This window comes from Acinetobacter sp. CFCC 11171 (assembly GCF_003268405.1).
In the GTDB taxonomy this organism is placed as follows: Bacteria; Pseudomonadota; Gammaproteobacteria; order Pseudomonadales; family Moraxellaceae; genus Acinetobacter; species Acinetobacter amyesii.
Genome location: NZ_LQXP01000010.1, coordinates 1 through 25,751, shown reverse-complemented (window position 1 = coordinate 25,751; position 25,751 = coordinate 1). Strand labels below are relative to the sequence as shown.

At 40.6% G+C, this 25,751-nt stretch carries 20 protein-coding genes; 10 read left to right on the top strand and 10 right to left on the bottom strand.

Annotated elements, in window-relative coordinates:
* Positions 1-86: 86 nt before the first annotated feature.
* From AVJ20_RS06690 to AVJ20_RS06680, 3 genes are all read right to left on the bottom strand, one after another.
* On the bottom strand, positions 87-1,742 hold the full coding sequence (locus tag AVJ20_RS06690; RefSeq protein WP_111884652.1) for an AMP-binding protein: 1,656 nt from the start codon (positions 1,740-1,742) through the stop codon (positions 87-89).
* 80 nt (positions 1,743-1,822) lie between these two features.
* Entirely contained in the window at positions 1,823-2,722 is a 900-nt protein-coding gene (mmsB, locus tag AVJ20_RS06685) for a 3-hydroxyisobutyrate dehydrogenase (protein WP_078190719.1), read from the bottom strand.
* Between the two features lie 15 nt (positions 2,723-2,737).
* On the bottom strand, positions 2,738-4,255 hold the full coding sequence (locus AVJ20_RS06680; protein ID WP_111884651.1) for a CoA-acylating methylmalonate-semialdehyde dehydrogenase: 1,518 nt from the start codon (positions 4,253-4,255) through the stop codon (positions 2,738-2,740).
* 163 nt (positions 4,256-4,418) lie between these two features.
* On the opposite strand from AVJ20_RS06680, the gene AVJ20_RS06675 reads away from it, so the two are divergent.
* Together AVJ20_RS06675 and AVJ20_RS18425 are read left to right on the top strand one after the other, a co-directional pair.
* The gene (locus AVJ20_RS06675) at positions 4,419-5,300 is read left to right on the top strand and encodes a LysR family transcriptional regulator (protein WP_111884650.1); all 882 of its coding nucleotides are present in this window, start codon (positions 4,419-4,421) and stop codon (positions 5,298-5,300) included.
* 121 nt (positions 5,301-5,421) lie between these two features.
* Positions 5,422-5,580 (top strand): hypothetical protein, encoded by a 159-nt coding sequence (locus AVJ20_RS18425; protein ID WP_168379604.1) that lies wholly within the window; start codon positions 5,422-5,424, stop codon positions 5,578-5,580.
* A gap of 214 nt (positions 5,581-5,794) precedes the next feature.
* Here AVJ20_RS18425 and AVJ20_RS06670 read toward each other — a convergent pair whose 3' ends face one another.
* Positions 5,795-6,610, bottom strand: coding sequence for a hypothetical protein (locus AVJ20_RS06670; protein WP_111884649.1), 816 nt, complete (start codon positions 6,608-6,610; stop codon positions 5,795-5,797).
* Between the two features lie 197 nt (positions 6,611-6,807).
* Here AVJ20_RS06670 and AVJ20_RS06665 point away from each other — a divergent pair, with 197 nt between their 5' ends.
* Positions 6,808-8,232, top strand: coding sequence for a PLP-dependent aminotransferase family protein (locus AVJ20_RS06665; RefSeq protein WP_111884648.1), 1,425 nt, complete (start codon positions 6,808-6,810; stop codon positions 8,230-8,232).
* A gap of 120 nt (positions 8,233-8,352) precedes the next feature.
* Complete coding sequence (locus tag AVJ20_RS06660) at positions 8,353-9,789, top strand: amidase (RefSeq protein ID WP_111884647.1); 1,437 nt, start codon at positions 8,353-8,355, stop codon at positions 9,787-9,789.
* A gap of 108 nt (positions 9,790-9,897) precedes the next feature.
* Here AVJ20_RS06660 and AVJ20_RS06655 read toward each other — a convergent pair whose 3' ends face one another.
* From AVJ20_RS06655 to AVJ20_RS06640, 4 genes are all read right to left on the bottom strand, one after another.
* A complete protein-coding gene (locus AVJ20_RS06655; protein WP_171319233.1) occupies positions 9,898-12,027 on the bottom strand; it encodes a TonB-dependent receptor family protein in 2,130 nt (709 codons plus the stop codon).
* A gap of 369 nt (positions 12,028-12,396) precedes the next feature.
* Complete coding sequence (locus AVJ20_RS06650; protein WP_228157170.1) at positions 12,397-13,617, bottom strand: DcaP family trimeric outer membrane transporter; 1,221 nt, start codon at positions 13,615-13,617, stop codon at positions 12,397-12,399.
* A 207-nt stretch (positions 13,618-13,824) separates the two neighbouring features.
* Positions 13,825-15,198, bottom strand: a complete 1,374-nt coding sequence (locus AVJ20_RS06645; protein WP_111884645.1) for an aromatic acid/H+ symport family MFS transporter — start codon at positions 15,196-15,198, stop codon at positions 13,825-13,827.
* A 191-nt stretch (positions 15,199-15,389) separates the two neighbouring features.
* The gene (locus AVJ20_RS06640; RefSeq protein WP_111884644.1) at positions 15,390-16,304 is read right to left on the bottom strand and encodes a LysR family transcriptional regulator; all 915 of its coding nucleotides are present in this window, start codon (positions 16,302-16,304) and stop codon (positions 15,390-15,392) included.
* A gap of 281 nt (positions 16,305-16,585) precedes the next feature.
* On the opposite strand from AVJ20_RS06640, the gene catA reads away from it, so the two are divergent.
* The 6 genes from catA to benE all read left to right on the top strand — a co-directional run bounded on the left by catA (position 16,586) and on the right by benE (position 22,693).
* The gene (gene catA / locus AVJ20_RS06635; RefSeq protein WP_111884643.1) at positions 16,586-17,506 is read left to right on the top strand and encodes a catechol 1,2-dioxygenase; all 921 of its coding nucleotides are present in this window, start codon (positions 16,586-16,588) and stop codon (positions 17,504-17,506) included.
* Between the two features lie 85 nt (positions 17,507-17,591).
* The gene (benA, locus tag AVJ20_RS06630; RefSeq protein WP_078190863.1) at positions 17,592-18,989 is read left to right on the top strand and encodes a benzoate 1,2-dioxygenase large subunit; all 1,398 of its coding nucleotides are present in this window, start codon (positions 17,592-17,594) and stop codon (positions 18,987-18,989) included.
* Positions 18,986-19,495 carry a benzoate 1,2-dioxygenase small subunit gene (gene benB / locus AVJ20_RS06625; protein WP_111884642.1) on the top strand — a complete coding sequence of 170 codons (510 nt, stop codon included), beginning with the start codon at positions 18,986-18,988 and terminating at the stop codon, positions 19,493-19,495. The genes benA and benB overlap by 4 nt, the downstream gene beginning before the upstream one ends.
* A gap of 94 nt (positions 19,496-19,589) precedes the next feature.
* Entirely contained in the window at positions 19,590-20,606 is a 1,017-nt protein-coding gene (benC, locus tag AVJ20_RS06620) for a benzoate 1,2-dioxygenase electron transfer component BenC (protein ID WP_111884641.1), read from the top strand.
* A gap of 14 nt (positions 20,607-20,620) precedes the next feature.
* Positions 20,621-21,406, top strand: coding sequence for a benzoate diol dehydrogenase BenD (gene benD / locus AVJ20_RS06615; RefSeq protein WP_111884640.1), 786 nt, complete (start codon positions 20,621-20,623; stop codon positions 21,404-21,406).
* Between the two features lie 63 nt (positions 21,407-21,469).
* Positions 21,470-22,693 (top strand): benzoate/H(+) symporter BenE, encoded by a 1,224-nt coding sequence (benE, locus tag AVJ20_RS06610; protein WP_111884701.1) that lies wholly within the window; start codon positions 21,470-21,472, stop codon positions 22,691-22,693.
* 378 nt (positions 22,694-23,071) lie between these two features.
* Here the strand turns inward: benE and hcaR are convergent, their stop codons facing one another.
* Together hcaR and AVJ20_RS06600 are read right to left on the bottom strand one after the other, a co-directional pair.
* Entirely contained in the window at positions 23,072-23,965 is an 894-nt protein-coding gene (gene hcaR, locus AVJ20_RS06605; RefSeq protein WP_111884639.1) for a DNA-binding transcriptional regulator HcaR, read from the bottom strand.
* A gap of 311 nt (positions 23,966-24,276) precedes the next feature.
* Complete coding sequence (locus AVJ20_RS06600; protein ID WP_111884638.1) at positions 24,277-25,113, bottom strand: SDR family NAD(P)-dependent oxidoreductase; 837 nt, start codon at positions 25,111-25,113, stop codon at positions 24,277-24,279.
* Between the last annotated feature and the right edge of the window lie 638 nt (positions 25,114-25,751).

The following is a 25,751-nucleotide window of genomic DNA, read 5'->3' as shown; positions in this document are numbered from 1 at the left end:
CACTTTGAAAATGATTGGAACTGAATGAAAGCTTGATTCCTGATCCTGATTGTTCGGCATTAATTAAGGGTTAATCGTTGCGTCTTTTAACTTGCATGCTGCGTAGATTGTTTTGCAATCTCTTGATTTCTTAATAAGAAGCGCTGAATTTTTCCGCTTGGAGTTTTCGGTAGTTCTTGAACGAACTCCACCAATCGTGGATAAGCATGTGCAGATAGGCGCTTTTTCACAAATTGCCCCAGCTGCTCCGCTAATTCTTCTGACGCTGTGACATGCTCAGCTAAAATCACAAAAGCTTTTACGATTTCTGTCCGATCTGGATCAGGCACACCAATGACCGCAGCTTCAATCACTGCATCATGCTCAAGTAAAGCGCTTTCTACATCGAATGGCCCGATACGGTAACCGGATGTTGTAATCACATCATCATTACGACCAACGAAGCTCATACTGCCATCTGCGTGTAATTCTGCGGTATCACCCGTGAGGTAATAATGCTTTACAAAGGGTGACTTACGACTTTCTTTATAGCCACCAAACCACATCATCGGTGATTGACTAATATCGACAGCCAGTACTCCTGGCGTTCCTGCAGGTAGCTCTTGCCCTTGTTCATCAACAACCGCCACGCGATATCCCGGACTGGCATAACCTGCGACACCTGCGCGAATATCATGTTGTAAGCCATGATGATTACACACCACCATACCAACTTCAGTCTGACCATAATGGTCAAAGATCGGTGCATCTAAAACTTGTTTAAACCAGCGGAACACTTCAGGGTTAAGCGGCTCACCAGCGCTACTGACGACTCGAAATTTCCCTTTGAGTTGTGCCATTTGTTCAGGATCAGCTGCCATCATCATCCGATACGCTGTCGGTGCGCCTGCAAGGTTCGTCACCTTGTAGTCATCTACGATCTGACACAAACTATCAATGCTAAAACCACCTTCGTAAAAGAGTGTTGCATGTCCCAGTAAAAGTGGCCCAGTGATTCCGTAATACAAACCATAAGCCCAACCCGGATCGGCAATATTCCAAAACGAATCATCTTCACGCAGCCCTACCGCATTTTTCATATATTGACCAAAAGCGATTAAGGCTTTGAGCGGGACTTCTAAGGGCTTTGCAGGACCTGTAGTACCTGAAGTAAACATCAAAAGAAATGGATCATTGATGCTCTGTAGGACAATTTCACAATCTGTAGACTGTGCGTTTACTTCATCCCAAAAGTTTAAATCTCCCTGTTGAATCCCTTGACCCGCTAGATCTGCAACAGTAACGATTTGGGGACTATGTGCAACTTCATCTAATTTACTGCGATTACCAACATCGCTAATCACCAATTTGCTTTGTGCAAGGTGTAAACGATGTTCAATGGCTTTGGGGCCAAAGGCGGTAAATAGCGGTTGATATACAGCACCTATTCGCCAAGCCCCTAAAATCACCACAAGTAATTCAACTGTACGGGGTAATAAACCCGATACACGATCACCTTTTTGCACACCCTGTGACTTTAAAAAATTGGCAAATTGGCTCGACCACTGTTGCAGCTCTGCAAAGGTATATTGTTCTTTCCGCCCATCTTTGCCTTGCCAATACAGTGCAACCTTATCTTGATCAATCGCATGACGGTCGCAGCATTCATAACATGCATTTAATTGCTCTAAAGAGCCTGATAACATTTCTTTGGCAGCATGATTTAAGTCAAATGCCTTTGCAACATCTTGATAATTCGACATCTTCTCTACCTCAGTCTCAATTTATTGTTATTCCGACACGAGTGTTAGTATTTTTAGCCATCCCTAGGCTAGATTGGTGTTCAATGTGATTCAGCATCCTTAGGTAAATATTGCTGCACGATGCTTGAAAAATCTAAGTGTGCATTACCTTGTAAACACAGCTGTTGATACATCTGCTGAACCAGTCCACCTAAAATAATCGGCTGTTTGACTTGTCCTGCGGCTTCTACAGCCAATCCTAGATCTTTCAACATCAACTGAGTTGCAAAACCATCGGTATAGCCACGTCCCGCAGGTGCATTTGCTGAGATACCTGGCCATGGATTACATACATCCGAACTCCAGCAACGTCCGCTAGAACTATTCACCACACCTGCTAAGGCTTGAGGATCAATCCCTAGACGCGCACCGAGCGCCATACCTTCAGCAACGGCTGCCATGGAAATACCAAGAATCAAGTTATTGCAAATTTTCGCAATTTGACCTGCACCCACATCACCACAATGCACAATGTTTTTACCCATGTGGCCCAATACCGCTTTGGTTCTTTCAAAGGTTTGATCATCTGAACCGACCATAAAGGTTAATGTACCTGCCTGAGCACCAATAGTTCCGCCTGAAACAGGTGCATCACAGATTTTTATCTGATGTGCAGCACCTGCCTCGGCTATGTCCTTAATGGTTTGCGGATCAATGGTACTGCTATCGATACATAAGCTTCCTGCTTTCATTACCGCCAATACACCATTTTCTCCCAAGTACACCTCTTTGACATGCTTGGCAGCAGGCAACATGCTAATCACGACATCTGCTTGTTTCGCGGCATCTTGTGGGCTTTGGCAAACAATGCCACCTGCTTCAGTAAAATGCTGAATCGCAATTTCGCTTAAGTCAAAACCGTAAACCGTAAAACCTGCTTTGAGTAGGTTTTGGGCCATTTTTCCGCCCATGTTTCCTAAACCGATAAAGGCAATATTCATCCTTGAACTCCTAAATTAACGTAGGTTAATGGTGGTATTCACTTCACCTTTTTCTTGTGTATCTTCGAACCAACGACTGGTGATGGTTTTGGTTTGTGTATAGAACTGAACTGCTTGCTTACCATATGGACCTAAGTCACCCAGTTTTGAACCACGCGATCCTGTAAAGCTAAAGAAAGGTACAGGTACAGGAATTGGAATGTTGATACCCACTTGACCAATATCGATATCGCTTTGGAATGTACGAGCGACTGCACCGCTTTGTGTAAATAGTCCAACACCGTTGCCAAATGGATTGGCATTAATTAATTCAATCGCCTGCTCTAGAGTATCGACATGAATAATGGCTAACACGGGCCCAAAGATCTCTTCGGTATAGATGCGCATATCAGTTGAAACTTGATTAAAAATCGTTGCTCCGACAAAGTTTCCTTGCTCATAGCCAATGACTTGAACATCACGACCATCCAGCAGCAACTCTGCACCTTGCTCTACACCGCTTTGAATTAAATCCAGTACACGTGATTTTGCGCGAGGTGAAATAACTGGGCCAATATCGGTATTCGGCTCATGCCCTGCATTGACCTTCAGCGTTTTGGCTTTTTCAACCAGTTCATTAACCCATTCTTTACTTTCACCAACCATGACAGCAACCGACAAAGCCATACAACGCTGACCTGCCGCACCGAATGCTGCACCAACGAGGGCATTTAAAGTTTGTTCTTTATTGGCATCCGGCATTACCACCACATGGTTTTTGGCCCCCATCATCGACTGCACACGTTTTCCATGCTGTCCTGCAAGGTTATATACATGTGTACCAACGGCTGTAGAGCCTACAAATGAAATGGCCTTAATAGCTTGATGTGTGCATAAACGATCAACAACGTCTTTACCACCATGCACTACGTTTAATACACCTGCTGGAATACCGGCTTCAATCGCAAGTTCGACAAGCATCATGGTCGACAATGGATCTTGTTCAGATGGCTTTAGAACAAAGGTATTTCCACTGACGATGGCCATTGGGAACATCCACAGTGGAATCATCGCAGGAAAGTTAAATGGCGTAATTCCTGCACATACACCCAAAGGTTGCTGCAAGGTATAGGTATCCACACCACGTGCCACACCTTCTATATATTCGCCCATTTGAAGTGTGCCAACCGAACACGCATGCTCAACGACTTCTAAACCACGTTGAATATCACCTTCAGCATCTGCAAGCGTCTTTCCTTGCTCAGCAGTCAGTACACGGGCAATCTCTTTCATATTGCTACGGATCAGATCTTGTAGTTTCAGCATAATGCGCATACGTGCTTGCACAGGTGTTAAGCGCCAAGTTTTAAAAGCCTCTTGCGCTGAAGCAATCGCTGCATCCACTTCTTCCATAGTCGCCATTGGAACACGACCCAAAACCTCTTGTGTTGCAGGATTTAGAATGTCTTGCCACTCTGTAGTGTTTGACTCTACAAATTTACCGTTAATTAATAATTTAGCCGTCGCTGACTGAATATTTGACATTGTGTTCATGACCTCTCCATAGGCACTTATTGTTTTGTACTGACTTAGAAAATATCCAAAAGCCTTATATTTATATTTTCCAATTCACTTCAAACTAGCAAAGAAAATTTTGACTACCAATAGAGATTCACGCACGATTGATGTGCAAATATGCACAGGGATGACAATAACAATGAAAGTAGACTGGGATCATTTACAGTATTTTTTGGTTTTGGCTCGTGCGAAAACCCTAACCAATACCGCCCGTATTATCGGTGTTGAGCACAGTACGGTTTCTCGACGTATACATGCGCTAGAACTGGCTTTAGGCACGTCATTATTTAAACGTGAAGCCACAGGTTATGAGCTCACTTTAGACGGTTTGGCACTGGTTCCTCGCGTTGAACAAATGGAACAGGCTTTTTTACAAATCGAAAAACCTAACCAACCTATGCAAGGTCGTGTGCGAATTGGCACACCCGAAGGGTTTGGAACAGCATTTTTGACACAGCTCTTGGCAGAATTGTCCAAAAAATACCCCTTGCTGACAATCGACCTTATTCCTGTGCCGAAAATGATCAAGCTTTCACATCGTGAAGCAGATATTGTTATTTCCATCGATCGACCAAAATCAGGCCCCTATATCATTACTCGATTGGCAGACTATTGTTTAAAGATTTATGGCAGTAAAGAATACTTAAAAAACACGCAACCCATTCATACATTAGAAGATTTAAAATCACATACTTTTGTGAACTATATAGATGATCTTGTCTATAGCCCTGAACTGTATTGTTTAGAACGTTTACCTATTCAGCTCAATGCAAACTTTAGAAGTAGTAGTATTTTGGCGCAACAAATTGCCGTGAGTGCGGGTGCTGGATTGGCAATATTGCCCAAATTTTTGGCTGAGGAAAAACCCGAATTAGAACAAGTTTTGGCGCAAGATGTTCGTTTTGTACATACCTTTTGGATGTTGACCTTAGTCGATTTACAACATGAGCCACGCATTAAACTTGTTTGGGACTTTTTGAGAAAAAGAACTGACCAATATCATAGTTTATTAATGGATTAAGAAATGAAGCTACCTTCCAAACTATAACTGTTATAGAAATTTAGATGAATGTTGTATCTATGCTTTCAGGCGATATACCCCAATAATCACCTATAACCACTAGGGATTTAGAGTACATCTTATGAGCAATCAAGAGCCTAAAAAACCGCAAAAATATGCAGACAGTGAAATTTCAGATAAGGCCTTTAAACGTGCCATTATTTGGTTCTCAATCTATGTGCTTTTATTCTGTATTGGTGTAGCGTTTGTCGTTGGTGCAGATAATTCTTATCTACCTTAAGCGATAATCTATTCGCTTATTGCAACTCGCTTTTGCATGTATATCTTACATTTCATGTTTGCTAGTGATCAGATCATATTGAATTGATCATTAGGCCAAATAATTTGGTCTTAAATTTGTTTAAAAAAAGCTTGTAAGTCTACATTTACAAGCTTTTTTGCATTTTTAAAGTGATCAAATTACAGCTATAAAATTACTTGCCCATCTGAATCGCTTATGCAGGACTCTGCTTTTTCACTTGGTGCTGTAGATGTGTTTGAATATATTCACCGTATACCGACATTTTTTCAAAGATGTGTTCTGAATAAAACATGTCTTCTACCAAGACTTGTGCACGGTCAAATTCATATAAACCTAATCGTTGTAAAATTTTCGCATTGATAAACGAAAACTTTTGGCATAAATCGATATATTGCTGATCTTTGTCTTTAAATAGCAGCTTTAACATATTGATTTTATTTAGATCAAAATCAATCTCTTCCGTTTTATCCGCCAAGACATGGATTTCAACATCTAAAAATTCAGCGAGCTGTTTTAATTTTTCTAAGTCGATATATAGATGTGTAATACAAATGATTTGGGAAACTTTCGGATTACATAAGCTATTGATCAAACTAAAATAGAAGTATTCTGCTGGCGATAGTTGTTCATTATTTAGCTCAATGTAGACATTGAGTCTCGATAAAACATCATCAACTTTAAATGCGCTAAGTTTAGCCTCAGCATGATAATAACGGTTTAATATTGCAACATTTTCAGGGCTTTGCGGTGTAGCGTAGATCACCTTCTGATTCAAATTCGCCAGGATAAATGGTGCAAATAAAAAAGCCGCATTTTCAGCCTTGGCTTGCATATGCTCCTGACAAATACTGACATAGCCCACTTGCTGTACTTGGCGCAAAATTCGACTGCGTAACAGCACCGCTTCTAAATTTGTATGTTGTTGTTGCAACAGATGCAGCGTTGAATCTGTCAATGGAACATCCACCAGTAAATGTTGTAACAGTTCTAATTCACTGGCTTTAAACATATTCAACTCCCTAACTTCCATACCATTTGACGCCACAAGTGTTATGGTCAATGCACCTTATAAAAAATTCAAACTTAAAACTAGATACAGTGATTTTGAAAAAACTTATAACAGTACAGACTCATCTGTTATAAAAATATAATGTACAACTAATTTTACTGATATATTTATAACAGAATCTTGTCTTGTTAATGACTATGTATAAATCGGAACAGCTTGCTCAGCACCTACGTCAACTGATTGAAAATGGCACTTTAAAAGCGCACCAAAAGCTCCCGTCTTTGCGTGAACAAGTGCAGTTGTCCGGCTTTAGTTTAATCACGGTCATGAATGCTTATCAGGAGTTAGAATCGCGTGGCTTAATCTATGCACGTGAAAAATCAGGCTACTATGTGGCGCAAGGCTTAGTCGAAATAGAGGCTGAACACGCTCAAATCGTGTCCTTAAACACGCCGGTTGAAATTAACTCTCTGGTCTTTAAGTATTTAAAATCAATACAAGATGAAAAAATCATTCCATTGGGTTCAGCCTTTCCATCTCAAGACATTGTTTTTTCTAAAAAGTTAACCCAAATCATGGGGCAAATTTCCCGAAATCCCAAAAGTTACGATGCCATTGATAATCTTCCACCCGGTAATTTAGCCCTTCGTAAGTTGATTGCACAGCGTTATTGCATGCAAGGCATTGCCACAGATCTAGAGGATATTGTGATTACCTCAGGCTGTATGGATGCACTAAATCTTTCCTTACAAGCCATTGCCTCACCGGGTGATTATATTGTGTTACAGCAAAATATTTTCTATGGCGCCTTGCAAGCTGCAGAGCGCTTAGGCCTTAAAGTGGTGACCTTACCTGAACATCCACAAGACGGTTTTGATTTAACCGCGTTTGAACATATTTTAAAAACTTATCCCGTCAAGATCTGTTGGTTGATGCTGAATTCACATAATCCTGTGGGCTTCACAGTGAGTGATGAAATCAAGCAAAAAATTGCCGTGCTCTTACACCAATATCATGTGCATTTAATTGAGGACGATGTGTATGAAGAAATGCATTATGCGTCTAAGAAACCTGTTTCAATGAAATACTTTGATCAAAATAATATGGTCTTACATTGCTCTTCTTTTTCTAAAACGTTGGGCGCTGCATTTCGGGTCGGTTGGGTGCACGCCGGTAAATACTCTCAAGCGATTCAACACTTACAACTCATGAGTACTATTTCCGTCAATACCTTATTGCAAAATGCCTTGGTGGAATTTATTTCAAATTATCATTATGAAAAACATTTACGGGTCTTAAGAAAAAGTCTACAGCAACATAAATTACAGTTTTACCGTTATTTAGAAAGCCGCCTACCGACTGGATGCAAATTACAATATCATCCAAGTGGTTATTTTCTTTGGTTAAAACTACCAGAAAATATTGAAAGCATGGCGGTCTATGAAGCCTTAATTCAACAGCAGATCGGTGTTGCTCCAGGCCGTTTATTTAACGTATCAGAAGCCAAAACTCAATATATCCGTTTAAATTGTTCCTTTGCATGGAAGGATGAGATTCAACAGGCTTTAAATGCCCTCCTTAGTACAATCTCTGCACTTTCCTCAGATCAGACGAATATTTGACAATTTTTATTGTCATTATTATGCTCAAACAGATATTGTTCAAATACATATATTTGTTGTTGAGATCACAATGAATTCATTCAATATTTCCCAAAATTCAAAAAACAAATAGGTTCGTTCATGGAAGATCAAAAACACAGTCAACGCATACATGCCTTTAGTTCGGATGTACTCACAGATCTGGATGCTGTGGGGATTGCACAGCTCATCAAATCTAAAGAAGCCTCCGTGCAAGAAATAACTCAAGCGGCCATTGCACGTGCGGAACAAGTGAACCCGCATCTAAATGCCATTGAACTGGACTGTTTTCAACGTGCTTTAGAGCAAAATCAATATGTTGAACATGGTCTTTTTGCGGGTGTCCCTTTTTTCTTTAAAGATAATCTAGATTATCAAGGATTGCCCTCACGCCATGGTTCAAAGGCCATAGGTTTAAAACCAGCCGATCGTAATCCTCAAATTAGCCAACAAATCTTAGATCAAGGTTTTGTCGTATTAGGAAAATCTAAGCTCCCTGAATTTGGTCTAAATGCCAGTACCGAATATAAAGATGGCTCAGCCACCTATAACCCTTGGAATCTAAGTTATTCCTGCGGCGCGTCTTCTGGCGGTTCTGCAGCACTCGTTGCAGCCGGTGTAGTGCCGATTGCCCATGCCAATGATGGCGGTGGTTCGATTCGTATCCCTGCTGCATGCTGCGGTTTGATTGGATTAAAGCCTAGTCGTGGTCGTACTTATGACAGTGAAGCAGCAGGCTCTCTTCCGATTAATATCATCAGTGAAGGTGTCTTAACCCGTAGCATACGAGATACTGCGCATTTCTATGCAGGAATGGAGTCAAGTTATTACAATAAAAAGCTGCCACGAATAGGCATGATTCATGGCCCTTCTAAACGTCGACTACGCATAGGCTTAGTCCCGCAATCGATTACAGGGCAAATAGATAACGAAACAACTGCAACGTTAATGCATAGCGCAGCACTATTGGAAAAATTAGGCCATCCTGTTGAAGAACTTCAGTTACCTTTTTCCTTAAGCTTTGTTGAAGATTTCAGTGAATATTGGGGGATGTTGTCCTTTTTACTGAGTACCTTTGGTAAGAAAATTTTTGGCGCTGACTTTAATCCAAAAGAGTTAGATCACTTAACTGTTGGTTTATCGAAGTTGTATAAAAAGAACTTTTATAAAACCCCGCTATTTCTGTATCGATTAAAGAAAATGCAGCAGCAATATCGTGAAATCTTTAAGCATTACGATGTGTTGCTATCGCCTGTACTTGCACATACCACACCTAAAATCGGCTATTTGTCACCTCAATTACCGTTTGACCAATTATTTGAGCGTATACAGAACTATGTGACTTTTACCCCTATCCAAAATGTGGTGGGTGCGCCGGGTATGTCGATTCCTATGGGAGAAACGCAAAACGACGGACTACCGATCAGTATGCAAATATCAGCCGATGTCGGTGATGAAAAAACCTTGATCGAACTGGCATATGAAATTGAAGAAGCTCAGCCATGGCGACGTATTCAAGATATGCCTCGTACTGCTTAACAACTCAATCAAAGATTTAAAAAAAGGGAGCTGATTGGCTCCCTTTTTTATTTTCAAATCCGCAGCATAAGGCTTTTCAATTGTTCGCTGTATTTGAATATAAGATGCTTAATTAAAATGATACGTCAGTCCTGCATATACCGCCCGACCTTCACCCGGTGTTAAACGAGCAGGATCTTTGCCGGCATCGTTATAGCCCGGTGTGATGGTAGATGCATATTTTTTATTGGCTATATTTCTGAAATCCAACCAAGCCATATACTGTTTTTGCGGTTGTATATAGCCGAACGATGCTCCCCAAATTTGCCAATCTTTTGCGTAGAAACTATTGGCATAGTCGGTTGCGACCTTTGCGGCATAAAGTGTATTCACCGCAGCATAAAAGCCTAAAGGATGTTCGTATTTGAGTTCAGCCTGATAGATGTGTTTTGGTATACCTGCAAGCTCATTTTTTCCAAATACCGCATCATTTTTATAGTGAAAATCATTCAAGGTATAGGCTTGTTTTAGTTGAACCTGTCCATATGTATCATTTTGCCAAAGTGAACTGTTTAAACCGACTTCAATCCCTTGATGGATGGTGTCTGAAGCATTCGATTCGGCAATAATCTTTTTAGGCTCTGGTTGGATTTCAACAGCCAACAGTTCATTTTTAACCTGTGAATAGTAATATGCAATATTCCACTCACCCAGTGCATGTTGACCACGCCCACCTAGTTCAAGAGTATTCGCTGTCTGACTATTCAAATGAATCGGAGCATTTTGGCGTCCCGTCGCTGCGCCACTTTCGTCGGGGAACTTTTGATCCGAACCCCAAATTAAAGCCCAAGGATGTGGTGATTCTAAGCTTCGACTGACATTGGCAAAGAGCTGTGTTTCAGGTTGGATTTGATATCGAAAACCTAGCGATGGCAGGACATTCCATTCACGAATATTTTCTTTATGACTTTGCACAGGCCATGTCACTTCACTTTCACGATGGGTGTACGCCAATGCAATTCGACTATCGAGCCAAAACTGTGGGTGTAGTGCCAAGGCATTGGCATAATGTAAAACATAGTCACCACCTTGGTAGGTATAATGCCGCGTTTCTGTACCCGCAGCATAGGCGCCTTGCGCTACACGCAAGCGTTCAACGACCTGACCATCTGGCAAATGCGTGGTACTACGAAAACCTAAAGTATTTTGGCTTTCATGCCCCCATAGCGTTCGGTCAAATTGGTAGTTAAATAAGGTAATGATATCGTCATAGTCAACATCGGTACTATACAAACCTTCTTGCAAATCCATCGGATAATGATGATAGGCCAGACCCAACTGTAAACGATCGCCCGAGTCCAAAGTCATATTGGTTTTATTCGCCAACCAAAGACTTCCCGGCTGCGGGCGATTGTTATTTAGCGAGATATTTAGGGCTACTGCTTGTTTTGGATCTTGTTCAATCTGTTGTTGGGTTAGTCGTCCCGGTGTTTGGTGTTCAGTCTCTCGGTAACGCAGATAAAAACGTGTATCTAGGTTAGGGTTTATTTTATATCCCACATTGGCCGATAAACCTTTGCTCTGGCTTGAAGCATGATCTTGAAAACCGTCATCATCACTTTGCGTTAAGGAAAGATAATAGTCTAAGTCGCCAATTTGTTGTCCTGAGCTGATTTCACTTTTTTGATAACCGTGGCTGCCGATTTCGTGATGCACTGACAGTTTTGCTGCATTTTTTCCAGTTGGGCTAGCATAGTTAATTAGACCACCCAAGCTTAATGCACCACGTGTTAAACCATTCGCCCCTCGTAAAACCTCTATATGGTCTACCCACAGCGGCTCAAGCAGTTCATAAGGTGTTCCTCCTGGCCCTGTAAATGGCAAATCATCTAAGGTTACATACAACCCTGAAGCATGCGCCCCCGGTGCACGATTGATCCCCGAGCCACGTATCGACAGTTTTACCCCTTCATTTCCTGAAGATGCTGCGTAAATCCCCGGTTGATTTTTAAATAAATCAGCATTTGTTCGCTTGGGTACATCTTGAATGTCTGCTGCAACGATCGCATTGGTTGCACCATTTACTTTAGTCAGTGCTTTTTTTATTTGATCATCCATTGAACTTTGTTCAACGTTAATGGTGATTTCAGGTAATACATTGCTATCTGCAACACTATATTGTGCCATTGCAGTAAGCATCATCAGGCTTAAAAGCTTAAGTGACGTGTTGCTATATTTGGAAAATTGAGGGACATCCATGATTGCGTCTTCTAAGTGAAACGAATTTGACGGCAAGGATTGTAGTGTGTTTTATCATCATGTATGTATCAAAATATTTCAAAATTCATGATTTTTATCAATATTCTTCTTCGTATTTTTATATTCAAATGATTTGTTAAATGAAATAAAACAGATAATTATATTTTTTAGTCAAAAAATAAAATTTTCTAAATAAGATAAAAGCCCTCAATCGATAAAGATCAAGGGCGTGTATGGATTGAGAGTACGCATTGAAAGATTGTCGGAAAGTTAGATGCCAAATCCTGAACATACTTTCAATCACGCTCTCGTTAAATTGATATTGAAATTTCTAAGGCAATTTAAATTAAACAATTCTCTGTAACAGCATTAGAAGTTGTACATCGCGACTGCATTGATTCGATTATCTTCACCTTTAGTACTGCCATTTGGTGCAGCGCCAAAAGCTTCACGTTCACCATAGACATATTCCAGACCTAAACTAATCGGCTTAACAGGGCTGTAAAATACATTTGCCCATGCTTGCCACAAGTTTTTATTGGCCTTGGTTTTATCGACTAATGAGTTGACATAATCTGCATTGTTATCTGCTTTCATATAACCATAGCCCAATGTTCCGCGCCATTGTGCTGAAATTTGTTGAGTTAAACCTACTGTAATCGAGTCAAATTCATTGGTGGCGATGATGTCTTTATCTGCATTGGTCACAAAACCTTGGTTGGTCCATGACACAAAACTACTGTCGCCTTTGACATGGTAATAATCCGCTTTGAGCACTGTTTTATCCGTCAAATCTAGTTTTGCGCCTAGACCAAGCCCCCATGCAGTTTCTGTATCCGTATCCGTTTTCTTTTCAGCACCCATCGCACGTGTGCTCAACATGAGTGTATCTGTCATTTTATGGTTTAACCGCGCTGTTAATGCAGGCAAACGCATATTTGAGCTGTCATCCTTAGAATCTTCTGCGGCAAATACTAGATTTGTCTCAGGACTAAATTTGTGACTATAGCGAACTTGCGGTGTACGCTTAACAGCACCACCGACATAGCCCAATGCATCAATGGTTTCAGGCATATAATCAGGTACAGCAAAGTTAGACCATGTTTGCCCCACCAACCAATCACCATAGGTCAAATAGGCATGACGAATCCGCAGTCCATCATTTGCGCCCAAAAAGTCGACTTCAATTTTACCGCCTACATCTCCCACTTGAGTCGGCGTTTTAAAGTCTAGTCCTAAACGTGTGGCAGCAAGTGTTGCTTTTAAACGATCTGAACTTTCAGCATTCCCTTCTAGCGGAACACTATTCATTTGGTTATACAGGCGAGATAAGCTGCCGCCTTCTGCCTGATAAGATGCATCTGCACGCACATTGCCATACAAGCTAAACTCAGCGCCCGATTTGGTATTTAAACTCAGGCTCGGTGTTTGAGTCTGTGCAGCAACTACAGGTCGTTGTTTTACATCTTTGATTTCACTCGACAAAGTGTTTTGCTGTTGAACATATTGCTGCATCATGGCTTTTAACGCTTTGACTTCTTCACGCAACTGTTCAACTTCAGCCTCGCTGACTGCCGCATGTGTCCACATGGGGAACGCGGCTGCACAAGCTAGTATCATAAGTTTAATTTTAAAGGTTTTTTTGACTAAATTTAGCTTTTGAGTTTTCATCCTGACCTCGATTTGGGCGATGCCCTTTCCTTATTTTTTGTCACAATTTCCCACTAGCCCTCATGCTGTGCATCAGGGCCTAGAAACTTAAAATTTTGGGGTAATGTTAAATCTTTAAATATCGGCTTAATTCGCTGGATTTTTGATAGCTTGCGTATTGGGTTTTGGCGATTGACCTTGAGTAGATGCCTCTACAGACGCTTGCAAATTCACCATAAATATTGCTAAAGAAGCAATGACACCGGGAATGGCTATCACCAAGAAGTTCATTTGATGCGGCAAATTCATGGTTAACAGCGCACCAGTAAGTACCGGTCCAATGATTGCACCAATTCGTCCAATGCCCGATGCCCAGCCCATACCTGTAGAACGTACCGTGGTTGGGTAGTATTGTGCGACAAAGGTATAAAGTAAGATTTGTGAACCGATGGTAGCTGCACCTGCAACAGCAATTAAGGTATACAGAACCATTTGCGGACTGTTAAAGCCCAGTAAGATTAAAGCCAATGCGCCACACATGAACATGATGCTCAGAACTTTTTTGATATGGAATCGGTCTGCCAAAGCACCACCACCAATAGCACCTACCATTCCACCAATATTCAGTGCAAAGAGGAAAATCATACTTGCACCAAGCGAATAGCCAGCTTGGATCATCAATTTTGGTAACCAACTTCCAAGTGCATAAACCATCAGTAAGCACATGAAAAATGCAATCCAGAACATAAACGTACAGAAACTACGGCCTTGTTGAAATAATGCTTTTAACGGAGCGTTATCTTCTTCAGAAATTTCATTGAGTACAAATTGAGTATCCGTTGTGAGGACATGTTCAGGGGCAATTTTTGAGACAATCGTTCGAGTCGTATCTGTTTGATGCTTCGAGGTTAAATACATCAATGACTCAGGGAGGAATTTCCAAATTAAAGGCAGTGCAAGACATGGAATAATCGCAATATAAAACATGATTTTCCAGCCATATACTGGCACTAACCAAGCTCCCAATAATGCTGAAGCCATACCACCAATGGCATAACCACTAAACATTAGTGCAACCAAGGTGCTGCGTATACGTTTTGGCGCGTATTCTGTCATTAATGCCACAACGTTCGGCATAACGCCACCGATGCCTAGACCGGCAAGAAAGCGTAAAATACCAAACTCAACTGGAGTACTTGCAAAAGCGCCGCAGAAGGTAAAACCACTAAAAATACCGACGCAGATCATAATGGTTTTTTTACGACCAATTTTATCGGACAGTGTGCCAAAACACATGGCACCAAACATCATGCCAAATAAAGCCGTACTTGCCAATAAGCCGGCTTGTACCGCAGATAATGACCATTCTTGCATCAACAACGGTAAGGCAACGCCATAGATCACCAAGTCATAACCGTCAAAAATAATAATCAAAAGACACCAAATCAAAACACCCCAATGAAATGGCGTAAATTTGGCTTCATCAACCAAGGTATTAATATTAATTTTCTGGTTTTGCATAGCCCACCTCCTAATTGTGAAGCTTGTAAAATTCGCTTTTCACAATGAATAAGTCGGTGCTTAATGTCCAAAACCGATTAGGCATGTTTGTATACCTAAAAAGTTGAATACAAATTAATCCCTTGATTCCGCTTTATTTAAATAGATCATTTCATAACTGCAGTTCATCTGAACGTCTATCAACACAATACTCAAAACACAGCACGATCATATGGAATCGCTTCTAAATCATATACTTGATAAACGCTATCAAATAAACCACGAATATCTTCGCTCTCATCCATATTACGTACAGCCATAAATACAGGGCTAATCGCGGCTTCATCTAAGATAGGAACAAAGGTTAAATGTGTTAATTGCACACTTTGGGCACTCATTGGGGTGATACAAACCCCTTCGTTCGCCGCAACAAAGCCCAATGCCAGTTGTAATTCACGAACTTCACGTACTTTTTTAGGTTCCAAACCATACTCTGAAAATATGCCACGCACTTGGGTCGAAAAATTCGGTTTATTGTGATTTGGATAAAAAATCAATTGCTGATCGATCAGATCTGCAAGATAGACTCCTTCCTTTTTTTGTGCGAAAGGATGACTTGCATGTAAGGCTACCACTAAACGTTCTTCGCGCAGTAAAACCCGTTTGATCGCGGGGTCTGAAATACGCAATCGACCAAAGCCGACATCTATACGGCCTTCTTTTAATGCTTTGATTTGTTCTGTGGTGGCCATTTCCTCCATTTCTATTTTTAAATGTGGATGTTGTTGTTTAAATAAATACAAAATATTCGAAAGTAAACCAAACAATAAAGAGCTCACAAAACCGATTGTCACGGTCCGTTCTGTCAAACCGATTCGTTTCGTCATTGATTTAATTTCTTCTGCATTAGACAAAAGTTTTAAAGCATGATGATAAAAAAATTGACCTGCTTCTGTAGTCTTAAGCGGACGGCTACCGCGTTCAAATAACTGAATTCCAAGCTCATGTTCCAAATTTTGAATCTGCCGACTCAAAGGTGGTTGAGCTATATATAGTTTTTCTGCCGCTTTAGTAAAACTCTGCTCTTCAACCACCGCGACAAAGTATCTTAAGTGTCTTAGTTCCATGGTTATCGATACCTATTAAGTATAATAAAATGCAAATTTGATCTTCGACGTGAAGATTTTATTCTTTTAAGGTATATCACATAGACAGGATTAAGCAAATTTAATCCCATCCAACAGATCAAAAACATCGTGCAGTGCATTCCCTGAAAGAAGCTTCAGCCGCTACACGAAACAACTTAAAAAGTATTGTTAGACAACCAAACAAGGAACGTGGCAGCCAAAGACCTCTTTTATCGAGTGATAGCCACCCATACTTAAATGCATACTTAAGGAGATATAGTATGAACCGTCAAGAGATTGATGTTCTGGTTAAACAAATGAACGTAGATACAGCGACAGGGCCTGTTGACCAACGTGTACAGCAAGTTGTGGTACGTTTATTGGGTGATTTATTCCAAGCGATTGAAGATCTGGATATTACTCAAACTGAACTATGGAAAGGTCTAGAATATTTTACAGACGCGGGTCAAGCAAACGAATTAGGTCTTTTAGCCGCAGGTTTAGGTTTAGAGCACTATCTTGATTTACGTGCGGATGAAGCTGATGCGAAAGCAGGTATTACAGGTGGTACACCACGTACCATTGAAGGCCCTTTATATGTGGCTGGCGCACCTGAATCAGTGGGCTTTGCTCGTATGGACGATGGTACGGAAACCGATAAAATTCCAACTCTGTTTATTGAAGGTACAGTGACAGATACCGAAGGCAACATCATTGAAGGCGCTAAAGTTGAAATTTGGCATGCCAACAGCCTGGGTAACTATTCTTTCTTTGATAAGTCTCAATCAGACTTTAACCTTCGCCGTACAATTCTTTCTGACCAAGACGGTAAATATGTTGCACAAACCACGATGCCAGTTGGTTATGGCTGTCCTCCAGAAGGCACAACTCAATTTGTTTTAGACAAATTAGGCCGTCATGGTAACCGTCCATCACATGTTCATTATTTTATCTCTGCACCGGGTTACCGCAAGCTAACCACTCAATTCAACATCGAAGGTGATAAATACCTTTGGGACGACTTTGCCTTTGCAACTCGTGATGGTCTGGTGGCAACTGCTGTTGATGTCACAGACGAAGCTGAAATTGCACGTCGTGGTCTAAACCAGCCGTTTAAACACATTAGCTTTAATGTTGAGTTAGTTAAAGAACAAGCTGCTGCACCAAATACTGAAGTAGATCGTCGACGCGCTAGCGCTTAATTACTCAATCTAAGGAAGCCGAGCTGTCTCATCCAAGTTTGACAACTCGGTGACTATCCCCTCATTGGACAGTCGGAGAATGGACATGCCACGTATTCCTGTAATTAACACCAGCCATCTAGATCGTATTGATGAACTTCTTGTCGATAATTTTGACACTGGTGAATTTAAACTGCACCGCTCAGTATTTACTGATCAAGCTTTATTTGATCTTGAAATGAAATACATTTTTGAAGGTAACTGGGTGTATTTGGCACATGAAAGCCAAATTCCAAATAACAATGATTATTACACGACTCATATCGGTCGCCAGCCGATCATCATTGCACGTAACCGTAATGGTGAACTGAATGCCATGATCAATGCCTGCTCACACCGTGGCGCACAGTTATGTCGTTATAAAAAAGGCAACAAAGCAACCTACACCTGTCCATTCCATGGTTGGACTTTTAATAACTCAGGTAAATTGCTCAAAGTTAAAGACCCTGCTGAAGCTGGTTATTCAGATTGCTTTAACCAAGATGGTTCACATGACTTGAAAAAAGTCGCGCGCTTTGAAAGTTATAAAGGCTTTTTATTTGGTAGCTTAAATCCTGATGTGCCAAGCCTTGAAGAATTCTTAGGTGAAACCACCAAAATTATCGACATGATCGAAGGTCAGTCGGAAAACGGTTTGGAAGTTTTACGTGGTTCATCTACCTATACCTATGAAGGTAACTGGAAACTGACAGCTGAAAATGGCGCAGATGGCTATCACGTTTCAGCCGTGCATTGGAACTATGCAGCAACCACACAGCACCGTAAAGAAGCACAAGCGGCAGATAATATTCGTGCCATGAGTGCGGGTTCTTGGGGCAAACAAGGTGGTGGTTCTTATGGTTTTGACAGTGGTCACATGTTGTTATGGACCCAATGGGCAAACCCAGAAGATCGTCCAAACTTTAGCAAAGCCGATGAATATACCGAAAAATTTGGCGCGCCGATGTCGAAATGGATGATTGAACGTTCACGTAACCTATGTCTTTATCCAAACGTTTATTTAATGGATCAATTCGGTTCACAAATTCGAGTTTTACGCCCGATTTCTGTCAATAAAACTGAAGTCACCATTTACTGTATCGCCCCTGTTGGTGAAGAGCCAGAAGCACGTACACGTCGTATTCGTCAATATGAAGACTTCTTTAATGCTTCAGGCATGGCAACACCTGACGACTTAGAAGAATTCCGTGCCTGCCAAGCAGGTTATGCAGGGATTGAGCTGGAATGGAACGACATGTGCCGTGGTTCAAAACACTGGATTCATGGACCGGATGATGCAGCCAATGAAATTGGTTTAAAACCACTATTAAGTGGCATCAAAACCGAAGATGAAGGTCTTTACCTTGCTCAGCATCAATATTGGTTAAAAACCATGAAACATGCCATCGCTGAAGAAAAAGAATTGGCAGAACAAGTCGCAAATGAACAAGGAGATGTCGCATGAATGCAACTGCACATTTAGACAGCGTAAGCATTGAAGCTGTATCTCAGTTCCTCTACCGCGAAGCGCGTTTTTTAGATGATGAAAAGTGGGATGAATGGCTAGCGTGCTATGCCCCATCTGCATCATTTTGGATGCCTGCTTGGGATGACGATGACCGCCTAACGGAAGATCCTCTGTCTGAGATTTCTTTGATTTATTATCCAGACCGTCAAGGTTTAGAAGACCGTGTCTTCCGCATTAAAACTGAGCGTTCATCTGCCACGATGCCAGATACCCGAACCAGCCACAACATTAATAACGTCGAGATTATTGAACGTGATGGCGACAAAGTGACGGTGCGTTTTAACTGGAACACCTTAAGTTTCCGCTACAAAACCAACTATAGCTACTTTGGCATGTCACGTTATGAAATTGATTTTTCAGGTGAGCAGCCAAAAATCCTCAGCAAATATGTTGTTCTGAAAAACGATTATATCAACCAAGTTATTGATATTTATCACCTCTAAAAGCTTATTTCACTAAGCAAGGTTTTACTTTCAGCCAGAAGGATATTTGGCTGAAAGGACACGTTATACCAGATTTTCAAAAGGATATTCAGCCATGTCAAACCATAATGTTGCACTTCAATTTGAAGATGGCGTTACTCGTTTTATTAGTGTTGCTCAAGGTGAAACCCTATCCGACGCAGCCTATCGTCAAAAAATCAATATCCCTCTAGATTGCCGTGATGGCGCATGTGGGACATGCCGTGCATTTTGTGAGTCGGGAACTTACGACATGCCTGAAGAATCTTATATCGAAGACGCTTTAACCCCCGAAGAAGCTGAGCAAGGTTATATTTTAGCTTGCCAATGTCGTCCAAGTTCAGATGCTGTTTTCCAAATCAGTGCATCATCTGACGTGTGTAAAACTGAAATTCATGAGTTTCAAGGCACATTGTCTCGTGTTGAAAATATGTCGGATTCTACGATTACCTTTGATATTCAACTGGACGAAGATCAACCTGACATTAACTTCTTGGCAGGTCAATACGTCAATGTCGGCATTCCGGGGACTGAAGAAACTCGTTCGTATTCGTTTAGTTCAAAGCCGGGCAATCGTTTAACAGGCTTCGTGGTTCGTAATGTCCCTGAAGGAAAAATGAGTACCTTCCTGAGTGCCGATGCGAAAGCCGGCGACAAAATGACCTTCAAAGGTCCTTTTGGTAGTTTTTATCTGCGTAATGTCGTCCGCCCTGTGGTCATGCTTGCAGGTGGTACAGGTATTGCGCCGTTTATGTCCATGTTACAAGTGCTTGAAGAAAAAGGTTCTGAACAACCTGTTCGTCTTGTATTTGGCGTAACCAATGACTTTGACATCGTGGCAAAAGACAAGCTCGATGAATTACAAAGCAAACTCCCTTGGTTCGAATACCGTACTGTGGTCGCTCACCCTGAGTCACAGCATGAACGTAAAGGCTATGTGACCAGTCATGTTGAAAAAGATTGGTTAAACAACGGCGATGTAGATATTTATCTCTGTGGTCCTGTGCCGATGGTTGAAGCTGTACGTGGCTGGTTAGATACAGAAGGCGTTAAACCTGCAAACTTCTTGTTTGAAAAATTCTCAGCGAATTAAGGGAGAATAGTTTAATGTCAGAACAAGCCAGATTTAGCAATAAAGTTGTGATTGTAACCGGTGCCGCTCAAGGTATCGGTCGTGGAGTCGCACTACAAGTGGCCCGAGAAGGCGCTCAAGTGGTATTGGCAGATCTTTCAGATTTTGTTGAAGATACGCTGAACGATATTCAAGCCCATAATGGCGATGCCATTATTATTAAAGCCAATCTTGAAACATATTCAGGCGCTCAATTAGTTGCTACCCAAGCCATTAAAAAATATGGCCGAATTGATATCTTGATCAATAACGTCGGAGGTGCGATTTGGATGAAGCCCTTCCAAGAGTTTTCAGAAGAAGAAATCATTAAGGAAGTTAATCGTTCATTATTTCCAACTATGTGGTGCTGCCGAGCCGTGTTACCTGAAATGATTAAAAATCAGCAAGGGACGATTGTGAATGTATCTTCTATTGCAACCCGTGGTATTAACCGTGTGCCATATTCAGCGTCAAAAGGTGGGGTCAATGGCTTAACCGCTGCACTCGCTTTTGAGCATGCAAAAGATGGTATTCGAGTCAATGCCGTAGCCACAGGTGGCACAGAAGCACCACCACGAAAAGTACCTAGAAACGCCAACCCATTGTCAGATCATGAAAAACAATGGATGCAAGACGTGGTCGATCAAACCATTGACCGCACATTCTTAGGCCGCTATGGCACAATTCAGGAACAAGTCAATGCCATCTTATTTTTGGCATCCGATGATTCATCTTATATGACAGGAACAGTCGTCCCTGTTGGTGGTGGAGATCAAGGTTAATCTCTAAAAATCATTGGTTAAATTCAACAGGCTCATTGACATAGTCGCATGGAGGCAAAAGCGATGGCACCCCTGTTAAAAACATTAAAAGAAGATTGGTCGATCTCAGCGACGGTTGCAGGATTTTTAGCCGTGCTGATCTCCTATTCAGGTCCACTGATTATTTTTTTCCAAGCCGCACAAAAAGCCCAAGTCTCCCCAGCCATGATGATTTCATGGATTTGGGGGATTTCTATTGGCGCAGCACTGGCGGGTATTTATCTCTCTATTAAATATAAAACCCCGGTGATTACCGCGTGGTCAGCGCCCGGTACGGCTCTTTTAGTCACCCTCTTTCCGAATATTTCGCTAAATGAAGCCATAGCGGCTTATATCACGTCTGCTATTGTTATTTTTTTGATTGGAATCACCGGCTATTTTGACAAACTCCTAAAATGGATTCCTCAAGATGTCGCTGCGGGAATGATGGCAGGTATTTTATTTCAGTTTGGGCTTGGACTGTTCACTGCTACAGATAGTATGCCGATCATTGTCTTTGGCATGTTATTGGTCTTTCTTTTTTCGAAAAGACTATCGCCACGCTACGCGATGATTTGGGTCTTACTGACTGGAGTCGTTTTGAGTTTTTCATTAGGAAAAATTAATCCTGTTGATGTGAATTTTCAACTCGCTATACCACAGTTTATTGCCCCAATTTGGACTTGGAACTCAACTTTAAATTTGGCGATTCCCTTAATCTTAGTCAGTCTGAGTGGTCAATTCCTTCCGGGGATGGCGATCATGAAACTCAGTGGATATGACACACCAGCTAAACCCATTATCACAGCGACCAGTATTGCCTCGCTCGTTGTCGCATGTGTCGGAGGCATTACTATTGTTTTAGCGTCTATCACCGCAGCCATGTGTATGGGCAAAGATGCACATGAACTTAAAGAAAAACGCTATATAGCCGGTATTGCCAATGGTATTTTTTATATTTTAGGCGGCTTATTTGCAGGCAGCATTGTCATGTTATTTAGCCTATTACCTAAAGAGTTGGTCGCTGCACTTGCAGGTTTAGCGTTATTAGGTGCGATTGGGACAAATATGTCGGTTGCGATGAAAAATGAGGCCAACCGTGATGCAGCGCTGATCACTTTTTTAGCGACAGCCTCAGGTATGCATTTTTTAGGGCTAAGCTCAGTATTTTGGGGGATTTGTATCGGTGTCGCGGCACATGTCATTTTGACCAAACGTGTAACTACACAAGCGCCGATGACAACGGCTCAAGATTCTAAAAGTTCATAATATCCAAAAGCATTACTACTACAAAGAAGATGGAAAGTTACATCTTCTTTGTTTAATCTACAACTAAATGCTTTCATTTAGTTGTAGATTAATTCAGGCAACTCTCGATGAGCGATTTCAAAAGCTTCTTGCGCATCTAATCCCACAGCAGTCAATAAAAGCTCTGCAACTTTGGCAATCCAGTGAACCCTTTAGGCAAATAAGCATAGCAACGCACAGATTCAATTTTTATGATGAAGTAATCGCCACCTAGCCTTAGTTTAAAAAAACCATCTAATTTGAACCAACATAAACTTTATCATCAGCGTAAATCTAAAGGTTTTTACCCCCCTAAGAAGATCATTTATTAAACAGAATCAATTAACTAAATGATATACTTCAATCAAACTTCAAATGAAAAAAATCGTTAATTAAATTTATAAATGCTTGCACACTAGGTGATGTATTTGTACTGCGCTTACTCATATATAAGTTGATTGTTGGAAGATCCGTATCTAACTTTTTGACAATAATATTTTCATAAGCAATATCTGCAATATAACTCGGTAAAATCGTACACGACTGTGTGATATTGATTGAATTAATGTTGAATAAAATATTACTGGCGCGTTGGATGATTTTTAAGTTGATCTTTTTGTCTTCTGCAAATTTTAAAATCTTATGATGCAAAACTGACGACACTTCCTCAGCCGGAATAATAAAATCTATTTCTTCTAAAGATTTGACTGATATTTTATTTTGATTTGCAAATGGATGCTGATTATTCATCAAGAAAATCAAAGGCTCTTCAAATATCAACTGGCTCGAAATTTCATGGTTATTAACATCTGCCCTAGAAATGGCGATATCAATACGTCCATTATGTAAATCACTGATGATTTGAGTGTCATTTAAGCTTAAAAGTTCAACCTTTAAGTCAGGAAACATCTCTGTGAGTTTCGGAATAATAAAAGGGAAAATTTTCATTTCTGCAACTGGTACAAAGCCTATGGTGATTTTTTGGTCTTTGGCTTTTTTGACTTGGCGCGTCATCGCTACTGCTTTATCGGCACATTCCAAAATATTTTTGGCATGTTCCAAAAAAACAATTCCTTCATCGGTCAGTTCAACTTTACGTTTAGAGCGAATAAATAACTGTACGCCAATAAACTCTTCGAGGTCTTTGATTTGTTGGCTAAGAGAAGGCTGAGCCGTATAAAGTTTTAAGGCCGCTTGGCTAAAATTAAGTTCTTGTGCAACCATGACAAAATATTTTAAATGTCTTAATTCCATTTAAGTCACCTGTGTAGTCCAATCCTTAGGACGTTTTTAATACAATTCCGTTAGCAAGCTAAAATAGTCTTATATTTTGTGGTGAAGTGTTCATTTTTTATTTAAATATCATTTTTTCTCATATTTTACTTCTAAATAGTTCAAAATTTTTAATCAATTGAACTCATGCTAAATTTTTGTGATTTCAAAAGTGCATCTTCTTTAATACTGCTAAATTCATATTAGAAATACATTTTCAAATAAATATTTTGACAATACAGAATCAAAAAAAAGGATCATGTTGCATCATCCCTTTTTTACTTATCTTTGAATTATTTACGTTTTTTCTTACCACTGAGCAGATCTATGGCTTGGGCATAGCGTGTAGGTGCAATCCGCTGAATTAAATCAATGATTTTGGCGTCATTGCCGATTAAAACACGACGTTTATTCTGTTTCACTGCATCTAAAATCACTTTTGCTGCAACTTCAGGCGGTGTTTTCAGCACTTTATTAAAGGCTTTCGTGGCTCTATCTGGATTCATACCCAACGCGCGAATACTGTCACTCATACGTGCGCTATTTGCAATATTGGTTCGAATTCCACCCGGATGCACGCAGGTAGCGCTCACTCCGACATTTTCCAAATCTAATTCTTGACGTAAAGATTCTGTAAAACCACGGACTGCAAACTTAGTTGCATTATAGGCACTTTGAGTCGGTTGAGCTGTCAAACCAAATAAGCTGGAAATATTCACAATATGTCCATCACCACTTTGTTTTAAATACGGTAAAAATGCTTTTGTCCCATATACCACCCCCCAGAAATTGATATTCATAATCCACTCAATTTCATCATAATGCATACCTTCTACTGTACTGGCTAGCGCGACACCCGCATTATTAAAGATCAAATTGACCTGACCAAATTCAGCTTGGGTTGCAGTCGCCCATTGCTCGACAGCGGCACGATCAGATACATCTAACTGGGTCTGAGTTATTTTCACACCGGTGTGCTTAATCATTTCAGACGTTTGTGCAAGACCGTCAAGGTTCCGATCACTTAATGCTAGATTCGCACCTGATTGAGCCAGTTGAATGGCTAACTGCTGCCCAATACCTGAACCTGCTCCAGTAATGGCTGCGACTTTGTTGTTAAAATTTTTCATCGTTATTCCTATACACACTTAATCAATTTCAGTGATCAAGCCGCATTTTCGTATTATTCATAGCACAAGCTTAACGAGTTCTAATCTATGAATGAAATGATTTTATTTAATTCTAAAATATGAATACTATACATAGCTCTTAAGCGGTATTTCTTCAAATCAAATTAATCTAATTCACCATGATTACAATAAAAAATGAAAGCTTAAATGAGCCTATTAGCTCCTACTTTTTTACGGATTGTAGCTCCCATTCTTTTAATTCAAACTGCGTTTGATATTTATAAAAGTGATACAAACCCCAAATGTTATAAACAAAGCTCAACATTTATTCTATTTTTCTACACGATCCAGATTCTAGATATTCAAAATCAGTATATAAAATCCACAATATATACTTATTTTTTTGTGAATATAGCCTTTGAAGACAGCAAGGCTGATGCTTTGTAATTTTCCAAGTCTTGTGTATCCACCTTTTGGAAGATCAGGAATGCACATCTCTTACTATGTTCAATAGAGGTTCTAAAATGATAAAAACAACTCTTAGCCTAATCGGTTTGTCACTGGTGTCTAGCTTAGCTTTGGCTGCGGATCCATTGCATGGTACTAAATGGAAAACCATCGATAGAGGTGGTCCCACA

Bases quoted from the DNA above. Each gene is read 5' to 3' on its own strand.
- AVJ20_RS06690 (WP_111884652.1), bottom strand. From the start codon at position 1,742: ATGTCGAATTATCAAGATGTTGCAAAGGCATTTGACTTAAATCATGCT.
- mmsB (WP_078190719.1), bottom strand. From the start codon at position 2,722: ATGAATATTGCCTTTATCGGTTTAGGAAACATGGGCGGAAAAATGGCC.
- AVJ20_RS06680 (WP_111884651.1), bottom strand. From the start codon at position 4,255: ATGAACACAATGTCAAATATTCAGTCAGCGACGGCTAAATTATTAATT.
- AVJ20_RS06675 (WP_111884650.1), top strand. From the start codon at position 4,419: ATGAAAGTAGACTGGGATCATTTACAGTATTTTTTGGTTTTGGCTCGT.
- AVJ20_RS18425 (WP_168379604.1), top strand. From the start codon at position 5,422: ATGAGCAATCAAGAGCCTAAAAAACCGCAAAAATATGCAGACAGTGAA.
- AVJ20_RS06670 (WP_111884649.1), bottom strand. From the start codon at position 6,610: ATGTTTAAAGCCAGTGAATTAGAACTGTTACAACATTTACTGGTGGAT.
- AVJ20_RS06665 (WP_111884648.1), top strand. From the start codon at position 6,808: ATGTATAAATCGGAACAGCTTGCTCAGCACCTACGTCAACTGATTGAA.
- AVJ20_RS06660 (WP_111884647.1), top strand. From the start codon at position 8,353: ATGGAAGATCAAAAACACAGTCAACGCATACATGCCTTTAGTTCGGAT.
- AVJ20_RS06655 (WP_171319233.1), bottom strand. From the start codon at position 12,027: ATGGATGTCCCTCAATTTTCCAAATATAGCAACACGTCACTTAAGCTT.
- AVJ20_RS06650 (WP_228157170.1), bottom strand. From the start codon at position 13,617: ATGTGGACACATGCGGCAGTCAGCGAGGCTGAAGTTGAACAGTTGCGT.
- AVJ20_RS06645 (WP_111884645.1), bottom strand. From the start codon at position 15,198: ATGCAAAACCAGAAAATTAATATTAATACCTTGGTTGATGAAGCCAAA.
- AVJ20_RS06640 (WP_111884644.1), bottom strand. From the start codon at position 16,304: ATGGAACTAAGACACTTAAGATACTTTGTCGCGGTGGTTGAAGAGCAG.
- catA (WP_111884643.1), top strand. From the start codon at position 16,586: ATGAACCGTCAAGAGATTGATGTTCTGGTTAAACAAATGAACGTAGAT.
- benA (WP_078190863.1), top strand. From the start codon at position 17,592: ATGCCACGTATTCCTGTAATTAACACCAGCCATCTAGATCGTATTGAT.
- benB (WP_111884642.1), top strand. From the start codon at position 18,986: ATGAATGCAACTGCACATTTAGACAGCGTAAGCATTGAAGCTGTATCT.
- benC (WP_111884641.1), top strand. From the start codon at position 19,590: ATGTCAAACCATAATGTTGCACTTCAATTTGAAGATGGCGTTACTCGT.
- benD (WP_111884640.1), top strand. From the start codon at position 20,621: ATGTCAGAACAAGCCAGATTTAGCAATAAAGTTGTGATTGTAACCGGT.
- benE (WP_111884701.1), top strand. From the start codon at position 21,470: ATGGCACCCCTGTTAAAAACATTAAAAGAAGATTGGTCGATCTCAGCG.
- hcaR (WP_111884639.1), bottom strand. From the start codon at position 23,965: ATGGAATTAAGACATTTAAAATATTTTGTCATGGTTGCACAAGAACTT.
- AVJ20_RS06600 (WP_111884638.1), bottom strand. From the start codon at position 25,113: ATGAAAAATTTTAACAACAAAGTCGCAGCCATTACTGGAGCAGGTTCA.